The organism is Aquamicrobium zhengzhouense (genome assembly GCF_016124105.1).
In the GTDB taxonomy this organism is placed as follows: Bacteria; Pseudomonadota; Alphaproteobacteria; order Rhizobiales; family Rhizobiaceae; genus Aerobium; species Aerobium zhengzhouense.
On record NZ_JADGMQ010000002.1, the window covers coordinates 461,797 to 473,539 of the forward strand.

The 11,743-nt window shown below is 58.8% G+C and carries 14 protein-coding genes; all 14 read left to right on the forward strand.

All coding sequences use genetic code 11. The features are described from left to right. The first annotated feature begins 112 nt into the window (after window positions 1-112). The 14 genes from IOD40_RS05660 to IOD40_RS05725 are packed head-to-tail and all read left to right on the forward strand — an operon-like array spanning window position 113 to window position 11,742. Window positions 113-748 (forward strand): hypothetical protein, encoded by a 636-nt coding sequence (locus tag IOD40_RS05660; protein ID WP_198475166.1) that lies wholly within the window; start codon window positions 113-115, stop codon window positions 746-748. After that, window positions 745-2,736, forward strand: a complete 1,992-nt coding sequence (locus tag IOD40_RS05665) for a phage terminase large subunit family protein (protein ID WP_198475168.1) — start codon at window positions 745-747, stop codon at window positions 2,734-2,736. The genes IOD40_RS05660 and IOD40_RS05665 overlap by 4 nt, the downstream gene beginning before the upstream one ends. Window positions 2,737-2,745: 9 nt before the next feature. Then, the gene (locus tag IOD40_RS05670) at window positions 2,746-4,374 is read left to right on the forward strand and encodes a phage portal protein (protein WP_198475170.1); all 1,629 of its coding nucleotides are present in this window, start codon (window positions 2,746-2,748) and stop codon (window positions 4,372-4,374) included. Further along, window positions 4,367-4,609, forward strand: coding sequence for a hypothetical protein (locus IOD40_RS05675; protein WP_198475172.1), 243 nt, complete (start codon window positions 4,367-4,369; stop codon window positions 4,607-4,609). Before IOD40_RS05670 ends, IOD40_RS05675 begins: the two co-directional genes overlap by 8 nt. 14 nt (window positions 4,610-4,623) lie before the next feature. Next, window positions 4,624-5,694, forward strand: a complete 1,071-nt coding sequence (locus tag IOD40_RS05680; protein WP_198475174.1) for a head maturation protease, ClpP-related — start codon at window positions 4,624-4,626, stop codon at window positions 5,692-5,694. A gap of 14 nt (window positions 5,695-5,708) precedes the next feature. Continuing rightward, window positions 5,709-6,347, forward strand: a complete 639-nt coding sequence (locus tag IOD40_RS05685) for a head decoration protein (RefSeq protein ID WP_198475176.1) — start codon at window positions 5,709-5,711, stop codon at window positions 6,345-6,347. 15 nt (window positions 6,348-6,362) lie between these two features. Beyond that, window positions 6,363-7,388, forward strand: a complete 1,026-nt coding sequence (locus IOD40_RS05690; RefSeq protein WP_198475178.1) for a major capsid protein — start codon at window positions 6,363-6,365, stop codon at window positions 7,386-7,388. 2 nt (window positions 7,389-7,390) lie between these two features. Next, window positions 7,391-7,774 carry a hypothetical protein gene (locus IOD40_RS05695; RefSeq protein ID WP_198475181.1) on the forward strand — a complete coding sequence of 128 codons (384 nt, stop codon included), beginning with the start codon at window positions 7,391-7,393 and terminating at the stop codon, window positions 7,772-7,774. Continuing rightward, complete coding sequence (locus IOD40_RS05700; protein WP_198475183.1) at window positions 7,774-8,583, forward strand: hypothetical protein; 810 nt, start codon at window positions 7,774-7,776, stop codon at window positions 8,581-8,583. The genes IOD40_RS05695 and IOD40_RS05700 overlap by 1 nt, the downstream gene beginning before the upstream one ends. Beyond that, window positions 8,584-9,099, forward strand: a complete 516-nt coding sequence (locus IOD40_RS05705; protein WP_325099672.1) for a baseplate assembly protein — start codon at window positions 8,584-8,586, stop codon at window positions 9,097-9,099. A gap of 27 nt (window positions 9,100-9,126) precedes the next feature. Then, a complete protein-coding gene (locus IOD40_RS05710; protein ID WP_198475185.1) occupies window positions 9,127-9,522 on the forward strand; it encodes a GPW/gp25 family protein in 396 nt (131 codons plus the stop codon). A gap of 17 nt (window positions 9,523-9,539) precedes the next feature. Beyond that, window positions 9,540-10,415 carry a baseplate J/gp47 family protein gene (locus tag IOD40_RS05715; protein ID WP_198475187.1) on the forward strand — a complete coding sequence of 292 codons (876 nt, stop codon included), beginning with the start codon at window positions 9,540-9,542 and terminating at the stop codon, window positions 10,413-10,415. Next, entirely contained in the window at window positions 10,412-11,239 is an 828-nt protein-coding gene (locus tag IOD40_RS05720) for a phage tail protein (protein WP_198475189.1), read from the forward strand. Before IOD40_RS05715 ends, IOD40_RS05720 begins: the two co-directional genes overlap by 4 nt. Beyond that, window positions 11,236-11,742, forward strand: coding sequence for a hypothetical protein (locus tag IOD40_RS05725; RefSeq protein ID WP_198475191.1), 507 nt, complete (start codon window positions 11,236-11,238; stop codon window positions 11,740-11,742). Before IOD40_RS05720 ends, IOD40_RS05725 begins: the two co-directional genes overlap by 4 nt. Window position 11,743: the final 1 nt, after the last annotated feature.

The following is an 11,743-nucleotide window of genomic DNA, read 5'->3' on the forward strand; positions in this document are numbered from 1 at the left end:
GTACCGGTGGCTCCATCTCCCGCGGGAGAGCGCGACTGCCGGATTTGCCCAGTCTGACATCAATTTCATAGCCTAAAGTTGGGGCTAAAGACGAGCCTAAAGAAGGCTAAAGATGCTGGTTGTTTCTAAGGGTGAGTTTGCACGCATGGTGCAGGTCTCTCCTGGCCGCGTCAGCCAGTGGATCGCGGAAGGAAAGATCGGACCTGACGCGCTGCAAGGTGAAGGCCGCCTGGCCAAAATCATTGTCGACCGGGCGATGGCGCAAGTGCGCCTTCGTCGCGATCCGGGGCAGGTCGTAGGCAACGGGATCGCCACCCGGCTCTTCGATGAGCCCGAGTCGGTCGCAGCGGATCAGGAGCGGCTCCCACGAGAACCCTTGGCACTGCCGATCGATCGCAGCGATGATGTTGCGCTGCAGATTCAGCAGGAGCGGCTTGAAAGCGAAAAGCGCAAGAACCGGCTTGCCAGCATCGATGAGGCGGTCAAGCTCGGCAAGCTTGTACCCGCCGATGATGTACGAGCCGAGATGATGCGACTTGCGCGCCAGGTCGACGACGAAAACGCCGCAATGTTGGCGGATTTTGCTAGCGCCATTGCCGGTCGCTTTGCGGTTCAACAGCGCGATGTGCTTCATTTGTTGCGCGAGATCCGCAACGAGAAGAAGGCAGCGTCGGCTCGACGCGCCTCCGCTCTCGTCGAGGACGTCCCCGAAACCGTTGAGGTCCAAGTTGAGGTGGGATCTTCATGACCTCGATGATTGTCAGCGTTGCCAATGCAAGGCGGATCTCGGCGGAAGTCTTTGCAGCGGTGATGATGCCGCCGCCGCCAGTCGATTATCTTTCATGGGCCGAGCGAAACATCGTCTTTTCGGAACGCGAAAGTCCGCTGCCTGGGCCCTATAACCGAGACCTTTTTTTCTACTTCGACGAGATCTTGCGCGCGCTTTCACCCAGTGACCCGTGCCGGATCGTAACGCTCAAAAAGTCGGCGCAGCTTGGCGGGACCGTTCTTGCCAACATTTTTTGCGGCGGCTCGATGGATATGGATCCGGGCGACTTTCTTTACGTCCATCCGACCGATTCCAATGCGCAACGCTGGTCGAAGATGAAGCTGGCGCCGATGCTGAAGGGAACGACGTCGCTAGCGCGGCTCTTTCCGATGCGTTCGCGCGACGGCCTGGACAGTGTTTTGTACAAGGAGCGGGTCGACGGGCGCGGGGCGATCCAGATCTCGGGGGCCAACTCGCCGGCCTCGCTCAGCCAGGTGACAATGCGCCGGCAGGTGCAGGATGACCTTGCCAAATGGGAAATGAACTCGGCCGGTGATCCGGAGACGCAGGCCGACAGCCGCTCGCGAGCACATGAGTTTGCCAAGGTCTTCAAGATCTCGACGCCCCTTGTCGAGCCTGGATGCCGGATCACGCGCAATTATGAAGATGGCAGCCAGGAGCAGCTTTATCTCCCATGCCCACATTGCGGCCTGCCGCAGGTTCTGGAATGGGAGAACTTTCTCCAGTCGATCGACGAAGAGCATCCGGAGCGCGCGCACTTTACCTGCGTTGATCCTGAATGCGGCGGGGTGATTGAAGAATATCACCGCCCGCAAATGTTCAGAGAGGCGCGTGAGCTCGAGGCGAAAGGCGAGCCTGCTTGGCGGCCAAGACAGCCGCAGATGAAGCGGGTGCATCGCTCCTTTGATTTGTGGTCGGCGTACTCGTTGTTGCAGAGCTTTGAGCGGATTGCTCGCGAATGGTTATCAGCCAAGGGCGATCCCGCTTCCGAGCAGACTTTCTTCAACGACACAATCGGCCGTGCATATCGCACCCTTGGTGAAGCGCCAGCATGGGAACTCTTGCGCGATAGAGGGGCGGAGGCAGAGCGGCCAAGGGGCGCGATCCCGGCGGGCTATGTGATCGTCACGATCGGAATCGACTGTCAAAAGGATCGGGTCGAATGGCAGGTGGTTGCCTGGGGCCGTGATTATCGCCGCGCGATCGTCGAATATGGGATTTTCCCGGGGCATATCAGTGAGGAGAAGACCCGCAAGCTTCTCGATGGGCTGATGGTGCAGACATGGAAGAATCCGCACGGCAGACCGCTTGCCGCAGATATGATCGCGATCGATGGCAATGCCTGGACAGAAGATGTCTGGGATTGGGTCAGGAAGCACCCGACTTCACGGCTGATAATGGTGCGCGGCGTTCCATCTGAATCGGCACCATTGCTTGCTGCAGTCAAGCGCGAGCGGGATGCAAAAACCGGCAAGGTGAAGCGCTATTCACGCCGGTTTTATAATTTTGCGACGTCGGTTCTGAAGATGGGGTTATACCGCAATCTTGCAAAGGACGATCCGCTGCAACGTGGCTTTGTCGATCTACCTCGCGGGCTTGAAGATGAGTTTTACAAGCAGCTGACGGCAGAAAGCCGCAAGGCCAAGCGCACAAAGACCGGCTTCATCAAATATGAATGGGTCAAGGATCCCTCGCAGGCAAATGAGGGTCTGGATACGCATCTTCAGGCGGAAGCAGCAGCGATCAAGTTTGGTGTGAGGTCGATGCCAGACCAGGCTTGGGATCGCTATGAGGGAGAACGCGAATGCCCGCTCCCAGAAGCCCAGCTTGATTTCGAAGACGGGCTCTTTGCGCAAGTAGCAACGCCTCCATCTGAAGGATCTGCTCCTGTCGTGTCCGATCCGGCGCCTTCATCGCGGCGACGTCGCTGGAACGCCTACAAATAGGTTTTGACGATGAACGCTCTGACCAATTGGCTGCGCGGTAGCAAGCAGCCGCGGCAGGCTCTCGCACCGTCGCACAATCAGATCAGCATGCGCTATCTCCGCCCGGACCGGTCAGGTCTTCTTGCGATGCGCAAGGCTATCACGCGCGATGCAAGGCTTGATGTCTTGGAAGCTGCGGAACGCGCATCGGCGCTTGCGCTCGATTTCATGCATAATTCGGGCTGGATCGCGGGGGCAGCCAGCCAGATTATTGCCGATACGATCGGCGTCGAACTGAAGCTGAATGCGCGCCCAGATCTTTCACGCCTTGGGTATGACAGCAAGGAGGAGGCCGCGTGGTCACGTCTTGTTGAAGGTGAATGGCGACGCTGGGCGTGGAACCCTGCCGAATGCGATCTTGCAGGCAAGATGACGGTTCCCGAGATGCTGGATGCCGTCATGCGCGGCTATCTGGTTGCTGGCGAGGCATTTGGCGTTCTCGACTTCATGTCGACCGGCCGCCGTGCGCATTACGGGCTCGAGACCGGAACCAAGGTCTCATTGGTTGCCTCACATCGGCTCCCACGCACAACGCGCGAATACGAAGGTCTCGATCAGGGTATATTCCACGACGGCTTGGGGCGCGCTCAGGTCTATCGCTTCAAAGCACGAGAAGGCGGGATCGAGGTTGATCGCGACATTGCCGCTCAAAGCGTCATCCATGTGATGGACCGGGGCGATAACCCCAACAGCCCGCGCGGGATCTCGGTGATTGCGCCCGCGTTGAAGGTTCTGGCTCAATATGACCAGCTCGCGGATGCAACGCTCGCGACGGCGCTGATGCAGACGATCTTTGCTGCAACGATCAAGAGCCCCGAGCCGAGCGAAGAAGCGTTCCAGGCGCTGCGCACGCTTGCCGATGATTTTGAAGGGTTCGACGGCGCCAAAGATATTGCGCAGGATCTGATAGACGTCTGGGGAATGCGGATTGACGCCTTGAAGGAAAAGGGCGTCTCGATGACGGATCATGCGAGGATCAACCATCTTGGTCCTGGCGAAGAGTTTCAGATGCACACGGCCTCAACGCCGGGAAGCCAGTATTTGCCGTTCTCGCAGAACCTTCAGCGCGAAATGGCAAGATGCCTTGGCATCACCATGGAAAGTTTTTCCATGGATCATTCCAACGCAACCTATTCCTCAACGAGAATGGCTTCATCATCGATCTGGCCGATCGTGGTTCGGCGTCGTGAGCGGATTGCAGCGCCGTTTGCGCAAGGCGTTTATGAAGCCTGGCTTGAAGAGGCGATTGCCGAAGGCCGAATTCCGCTTAAAGGCGGCTATCGTGCCTTCCTTGCGAACCGCCAGCGGGTGGTCTGGACGGAATGGCGCGGGCCAGCGATGCCGACGGCTGATCCTTACAAGGATGCGCTTGCCAACAAGGTTGCCCTTGAGACGGGCGCGACCAACCTTCAGCGGATCTATGCGGAGAAAGGCCTCGACTGGGAAGAGGAAGTCGCTCAGGCCGGCAAGGAAATCGAGAAGCTGCACGAGATCGGCATGGCAATCCCGCACGGCCGTAGTCAGGGCGGAAACGGTGGTCCGCTGGGCGGAGCTGCGGATGGCATGCGTGAGCCATCACGGGAGCGGCAGGATGCCTGATCAAATCGATTGGTGCGTGCGCGCCACGAAACTTCGCGAAGTTGAAATGGCCCTTCTTACCGGGGAGATGGTGACTGAAGCGCGCTTTGGCACCGACATGACACGCTTTGCCAATGCCTCGATTGGTGAAGTGCGCCGCGCGCTCGATGAAGCGATCCGCAACTGTCAGATCAGCCGAGGCGAGATCCCGTCGCGCCGGCGCTTTGCGGTGCGTGGAATAGCACGCCCCTACTAAAGGACCAGTTTGAAATGGCTGCGATACTTGAAGACGGCAAGCTTCGGCTGACCGGCTATGTCGGCGACTATTATTTTGAAGACGGCTTTACCTCCGCTGATGTTGTCATGGCGCTTGCCGAAATCGACGATGAGGCTGACCTTGCCGTCCACATCAACTCTGGCGGCGGGATTGCGACGGAAGGCGCGGCAATCCATGCGCTTCTTTCTGCCCGCCCAGGGAAGACGGATATCGTGGTTGAGGGGATTGCCGCCTCTGCCGCTTCCCTGATTGCCATGGCCGGGAACACGGTGACGATGTCGGCCGGCGCGATCATGATGATCCATGATCCGAGCGGTTATACCTTTGGAACGTCCGCCGAGCACAGCAAGACGGTGGAAACCCTTGAGGCGCTCGCAACCGCGTATGCCCGGGTTTATGCCGCAAAAAGCGGCAAGAGCCCTGAAGAATGCCGTCAGATCATGAAGGCTGAATGGTGGCTGACGCCGGAGCGCGCCGTCGAGGAAGGCTTTGCCGACAAGACGACCGAGGCGATTGCCGATCCTGTCGCTGCCTTCGATTACCGGCTTTACGCACATGCCCCAAAGCGCCTCGTAGCGCTCGCGGCCAAAAAAGATTGGCGTCATGGCGATGCCAATGTGCCGGCGGCGTCCGCCGCAAAACCCAGTCAACCAAGGGAGCTACCCAGCATGACTGACAAGGAACGGGCGGACCAGCTTGCCGCCGAATTGACCGAACTGAAGGTGAAGGCCGAAACAAATGCGAAGGAGCTGGCTGAGCTTCGGGCCGAAAAGGAAGATCGCGAGCGCCAGGATGCAATCATGGCGCTGCCAGAAGCCAAGGGGCGCGAAGCGCAGGCAAAGACGCTGGCTGCAACCAAGGGCATAACTGCCGATGCTGCAAAAGCAATTCTTGCTGCAGCCCCTTTAGCACCTGGCGGTGAGGAAGAAGATGACCTTGCCACTTTCGAGGCAAGACGGATGAACGGCGAGGGTTTGAGCGCAAGTGGAGCGGGACGTCCACGCGCCAAAGGCGACAAGTCCGTTCTTGCTGAAGCTGTGGCCCGCGCCAACAAGCGCCGCTGACTGGAGATTCCATCATGACAATCCTTACCGAAGACCGCTTCGCCGGAGCGGCGCATTATCTTGTCTCGGAAGCTCATGGCTATCGCTCGCGCGAACAGGCGGTGATTATCGCAGGCTCCGGGGTTCTGAAGCCGGGAACCGTCCTTGGCAAGATCGCGACCGGCACGGCAACGGCCGTTGCCAACCAGGGCAATACAGGAGATGCAACCATCTCCGAAATTGCCTTGAAGTCCGGCGCCAAGGCAGGGACCTACAGCGTCACCTTCACCTCGGCCACCAAGTTCGACGTTCATGATCCGGACGGGTTCAAAATCAAGTCGGGGACGGCCGGAGCGGCCTACTCGGACGACATCGGCTTTACGATCACGGCCGGCGGCACCGCCATGGCCGCTGGTGATGGTTTTGCGATTTCGGTCGCACCTGGCACCGACAAATATGCGCCGTTTGATCCCTCAAAGAGTGACGGCAGCGAGGTTGCAGCGGCCATTCTCTATGAAGGCTGCAATGCCAGCGACAAGGATGTGCGTCGCACCGTCTCTGTCCGTGATTGCGAGGTTCATGCGCACGTTCTTGTCTGGGGTGAGGAGGTAAATCCTTCTCAGAAATCGACCGCGCTCGCCGCCTTGGCGAAGTCCGGCATTGTCGGCCGCTAAGGAGGGCTGAGCAAAATGGCACTTGTAACCGACATCTTTACCCAAAACGGCTGGGGCGTCGTCGACTTTCACGAAGAGATCGTTGAACGCACCGAGTTCAGGCCTCAGCTTCTGGGTTCGCTTGGAATCTTCGAGCCCGTCTATTCGCGCTCGCGCACGATTGCGATTGCAGATCGTGACCGCACGCTCTCGCTGATCCCAACCTCGGAAATGGGCGCACCGCCTGCCGAGCTCATCCCACAGGGTGCGAAGGTGCGCCCGTTCAACACGACGCGCCTTGCCAAGGGATCGACCATCTATGCGGCAGAGCTTGCCGGGGTAACGGCGTTACCTTTCGATATCCAGACAAAGGATGTTGCGGCGGAGCTTGCCGACCGCACCCAGCAGATCATGAATGATCTGGAACTGACCTGGGAGCACATGCGCTTTGGCGCTATCCAGGGCAAGGTTCTTGATGCGGATGGTTCTGTTCTCATCGACTGGTTTGAAGAATGGGGCGTTGACGAGCCTGACGAGATCGATTTTGCCCTTGATGATGAGACCACTGACGTTCGCAAGAAGTGCCGGGACGTCAAGCGTGCCATGGTCAAAGCCTCAAAGGGTATCTGGACCCCTTCGACTCGCGTTGCTGCGCTTGTCGGCGATACGTTCTATGATCTTCTCGTCAATCACAAGCAGATCAAGGAAACGAAGCTCGGCACCGAGCGCGCGTCCCTTCTTGAAGATATTGAGGGCTTTTCCGCGATCGAGATCGAAGGGATTACCTTCATCAATTATCGCGGCACCGATGACGATTCCACGATCGCGATCGACACTGACAGGGCAAAGTTCTTCCCCGTCGGCGCGCGAGGTGCCTTCAAGGTGGGCTTCTCGCCAGCAAACGAGTTCAAGCCATATCTCAATCAACGGGCTCGCGAATATTATGGCTTGATGCTGGCCGATACGTCCGGGCGCGAAGCCTGGGACCGGGTCGAGATCTATAGCTACCCGCTCTTCATCTGTACACGCCCGGAGATGATCCAGACCGGCAAGGCAAAATAACCATGCCTGTGGCTGCCCGCTTTCACACACTTCGCGACCGTGTCGTTGCCGCGGTCGACAAGACCTTCGCTGAACCGGTGAAACTTTCGTTCCTTAAAAAGGAGGAGGTGGATCCGGCACGGCCATCCGTCGAGATCGAAGCGGTGCTGAGGGTGGGCGGCGGCGAGGAGACGGGAATGAATGGCGGCTATGGTGCCACGTGGCGCACCCGGCTTGCGGCAGAAAAGGCCGAGCTTCACATCGATCGCGCGAGCTATCGCGGACCATTGCCGGAAAGGGGCGACCGCGTACAGACGCTTTCGCGTCATGGCAAGCCCTGGTTTGAGGTGCTTCGGGTTGATGATCGTGGTGAAGCCAGGCTTGTTCTTGAACTTGGGATTATATGATGAGCCTTGCCCGCATCGCCCTTCGCATTGCCGCCGTCGAAGCCATCAAGGGCCGAACTCTTGTAGGCGACAACGTTCTTGACAGTCCAAACGGGGCGCTTGATGTCCAGGCGGACGGATCGCTGCGCAGCGAGGAAGAAAAGCCGTTTATCAGCATCTACACCGACTCCGGCAAAGTTGAGAATGTCGCGTCGCGCCAGCTTAACGAAAACGGAATCTGCGACATCGTTTTCGAGATGGGGATCTCGCAGGCGATGACCGACCTGGATCGGGAGACTGGCGTCACGAGCCTTGTCGGCATTGGCGTTCCCGCATCCGACCGTGCGTTCGAGTTCTTCCTTGATGTCGTTCAGCGGCAGATGTTCGATGCCCTGAACGATCCTGAAGATCCATGGGCGGAAATCTATCGCGGCCTGCAGTACGGAATTCGCAAGATAGAATATGCAGGTGCCCGTAACACCGATGATGGACAAAAGCTCGCCGGGCATCAGGTGAGGATCACGCTTGATCTGATTGATGATCCGGTCAGGGGCGAGGTGCTTGATGATGAGGCGCCGTTTCAAAAGTTTCTCAAGCAGCTCGAGGCGTCAAGTGATCCAGTCTACCGCAAGCAGGGGGCCACGATACGAAGCCTGATCACTGCAGAAGAAGAGTCCTGGCAGCAGATCCAGCGTCGCCAAGGCATGACGGCGGACGAGCTTCTTGCTCTTGGGCTTGGCCCAGTTGCAGGCGACGACGAGCGGGCAACGCCAGAATTTGCGCAAGGCCATCTTGAGCTTCCACATCGCGCGAACGTCGTGGAGGAATAAGTGGACAGCATCATTGCCCTCAAGATCGACCTGGAGATGCTCAAAACCGCCTTCGCCAATTCTCTGAAGGTCGGTCCGGTCGAGATGATCGACGCACAAAAAGGATATCGGCTCCGCCTTGGCGGTTCGGACGAAAAGCCGTTTCTCTCTCCCTGGTACCCGCATCCAGAAACTGGAAAAACCTCCGTTCCGCTCAAGAAGGGGCAGATCGTCGGCGTCATCAACCCCAGCGGAGATCCGCGACAGGGCATCCTGATACGCGGCGGCTATTCGAACGAGCACTCAAGCCCGAACACCGACATGAACGCCAATGTGTTCGAAGATGCAGGAGTGCGGGTAACGATTGCAGATGGGGCGCTCCAGGTGAGTGTCGCCGCCGTTACCTTGACGATCAGCAGTTCCGGGCTTTCGATCTCCGGGGGCCGCGTCGAACATGACGGCAAGAATATCGGCTCGGATCATGTTCATGGTGGCGTCGTGCCGGGCGGGGCTAACACGGACGTTCCTGCGAACTAGCAGCATCGATGAGCAAGGGGCGCAAAAATGGCAGGCATTGATCGGCGCACGGGTAAGGTGATCGATAATCTGAGCTCCGCCTATCAGGGCGTCGAAGTAACGCTGGCGACCAGGATCGGCAGCCGGATCATGCGGCGTGAGTTCGGTGGCGGTGTTGTCGAACTTCTGGGGCGTGCGGTGGTGCCGTCTCTGTTTGCTGCCTGGCAGCAGCTGGTGGCAACGGCAATCGATCTTTGGGAGCCACGGTTCGCGGTGCGCAGGATCGTTCCCACCGGCTCGGTCGATCAGCTTCGCCTGGGCCAGGCTGGCCTCAGGATCGAGGCAGATTTCCGGCCGCGCGGCCATCTTGGCGACTTCACCGTGGAGCGCATGGTGAGCTTCACGCTCTTCTTTGGCGGCGGACGCGTCTCCGCGCTCGGCTAAACCAGCGGATAAACATCATGACCCGGTTCTCGACCGACGGCCTGCCACGGCCCGTCGTCATCCAGCCTGTCAGCTTCGATCATGCATTTGAGCGCCGCCTTGGTGAGTTCGTCGACCTGATGCGTGCTGCTGGCATCGATTACGATGTCGAAGATCTTGAAACAGATCCTGCCGTTATTGCGGCGCAGGCGGCCGCATATGGCGACATGTATTTTGTTGCAGCGCTTAACGATGCGGCGCGGGTGATCCTCCTTCCTTCCTTTGCCGAAGGTACAGATCTTGATCTTCAGGCGATGCGAGCCGGGCTGGGTGACAGGCCACGGCTTGAGGGAGAAAGTGATGCGTCCCTTCGAGAGCGGATCCGTCTTGCCTGGAAGGGCAAAAGTGCAGCTGGACCTGATGATTATTACAAGTCGGCAGCCCGCAATTTTTCTGGCCTCGTCAAGGATGTCGCGATCACCGCCGAAACGCGCAACTTCTCCGACCGGATCCTGATCGTTTCGGTTCTGACCAGCGAGGAGGGTGGTGTCCTGTCAGATGAGCTGCGCGACGGACTTTCGGTTGCGCTCAATGACCCCTCGTTTCGCTCCAGGAATGTGAGCGTTGAAGTTGTTCCTGCGGTCATCAGCACCAAGAACGTCAATGCGCATATCTATCTTTATCCAGAAACGCCTTCGAGCGTGATAGACCAAGCGCGCGAGGCGCTGATCGAGGCCATGGCAAAGGACCAGCGGCTCGGCTTTGATCTCACGCGCTCCTACGTCGAAAAGCATCTCCATCGTCCGGGCGTCCAGCGGGTTGAGCTTCAGGGGTGGACCAATGCCTACGCCGGGTTCAACCAGGCGATCCGCCTTGGTGCGATCAATCTGACGATGTTCCGGGTGACGCTGTGAGCGAAGCACTCCTGCCGCCAGATAGCGGCGCGGCAACGTCCGGCTATGCCAGGATCTGGGCCATATGGAGCGAGCTTGGTCCGCTGATCGGGACCATCAAGTCCTATGGCATCGCTCACGTTCCTGATGATTGGGTGCCCTGGTTCATCTGGGATCTCGGGCTTGAAGATGTCGTTCCTTATGTGCGCGATTATCGGCGTGCTCTTGCCGAGGGACCCGAATGGCAGCGAACCCGCGGTACCGACCGCGGCATTGAGATTGGCATTGGCTGGGTTGAGTCTGCCGGCAAGGTAGCAGCGCCCGATCAGCGCCACTCCTGGTGGGAATTCCAGGTCGGCTTTGATGTTCCTGCCTCCGACATCGAGCAACTGCAGCAGCTGTTCGGCATCATCAATCTTTCCAAGGCTGCCGAGGATGAACTCTTTCGGATGTTCTCGCCGGGAGCGGATTACCGTCCGGTGAGGATGGATCTTCATCGTTTCGATGAAGGTCAGATGGATGGATATTCCGGCGAGCGCCTCTGGGAAGGCGGCCCGATCATCTCGATGGGCTGGGTGGGTGCCTATGCCACTTCTACCGACACGAGCTCTGAATTTGCGATGCAGCGTAGCGACGCGAGCGCAGTTTGCTGGTTCGAGGGTCTTCGCCTTGATGCCGATCGCATGGGCGAAACAAGTCCCGCAACGCTGAACTCCGTCGCGGTCCTCGCGCTCGCAAATGACGACTATCTTTTCGACGACGATGTCTGGCCGCTGCGGTGGCCGCAAAGCTGGGAAGAGGCGGCAGAGCCTCATTCAGCCTCGACTTCATGGGGAGACATATGAGCGCCTATGTTCTGACGAGCCTTGGCCGCGCGGTCATGGCTGAAGCGCTTGCTGCGCTGCCCTTTGTGGTAGCGCTTTCAGCTGGTGATCCTGATTGGGATGATGCCTGGGGCGAGGTGAACCCGCCAACACCGTCGCTTGGGGCCAACGGGATTCTCGCCCTTGTCGGCTATGTGCGTCCTACCATCGTTGGCTTCGTCGTCGAAGACCCGGAAGGAATCATCGTCACCGATGAGGGGACGAAGTACTCGACCAGTGAAGCCCGCACCCGCAATTTGCGCATTCGCATCCAGATTCCGGCCGGAAGCTGGACCGGTGCCACCATTCGCGAGATCGGGGTCTTTGCCAATGCAAGTTTTGACGCCGGCATGCCCGCCGGCAAGACGGTTCTTGATGAAGGCGACGTGATCGCAGCTGGCGATCTTCTCCATCTTTCGTGGTTGCGACCGCAATTCCTTTCCGCCGGCACCAGCCTGATCCGCGACTTCATCCTGAGGGTCTGAC

Bases quoted from the DNA above. Each gene is read 5' to 3' on its own strand.
- IOD40_RS05660 (WP_198475166.1), top strand. From the start codon at position 113: ATGCTGGTTGTTTCTAAGGGTGAGTTTGCACGCATGGTGCAGGTCTCT.
- IOD40_RS05665 (WP_198475168.1), top strand. From the start codon at position 745: ATGACCTCGATGATTGTCAGCGTTGCCAATGCAAGGCGGATCTCGGCG.
- IOD40_RS05670 (WP_198475170.1), top strand. From the start codon at position 2,746: ATGAACGCTCTGACCAATTGGCTGCGCGGTAGCAAGCAGCCGCGGCAG.
- IOD40_RS05675 (WP_198475172.1), top strand. From the start codon at position 4,367: ATGCCTGATCAAATCGATTGGTGCGTGCGCGCCACGAAACTTCGCGAA.
- IOD40_RS05680 (WP_198475174.1), top strand. From the start codon at position 4,624: ATGGCTGCGATACTTGAAGACGGCAAGCTTCGGCTGACCGGCTATGTC.
- IOD40_RS05685 (WP_198475176.1), top strand. From the start codon at position 5,709: ATGACAATCCTTACCGAAGACCGCTTCGCCGGAGCGGCGCATTATCTT.
- IOD40_RS05690 (WP_198475178.1), top strand. From the start codon at position 6,363: ATGGCACTTGTAACCGACATCTTTACCCAAAACGGCTGGGGCGTCGTC.
- IOD40_RS05695 (WP_198475181.1), top strand. From the start codon at position 7,391: ATGCCTGTGGCTGCCCGCTTTCACACACTTCGCGACCGTGTCGTTGCC.
- IOD40_RS05700 (WP_198475183.1), top strand. From the start codon at position 7,774: ATGAGCCTTGCCCGCATCGCCCTTCGCATTGCCGCCGTCGAAGCCATC.
- IOD40_RS05710 (WP_198475185.1), top strand. From the start codon at position 9,127: ATGGCAGGCATTGATCGGCGCACGGGTAAGGTGATCGATAATCTGAGC.
- IOD40_RS05715 (WP_198475187.1), top strand. From the start codon at position 9,540: ATGACCCGGTTCTCGACCGACGGCCTGCCACGGCCCGTCGTCATCCAG.
- IOD40_RS05725 (WP_198475191.1), top strand. From the start codon at position 11,236: ATGAGCGCCTATGTTCTGACGAGCCTTGGCCGCGCGGTCATGGCTGAA.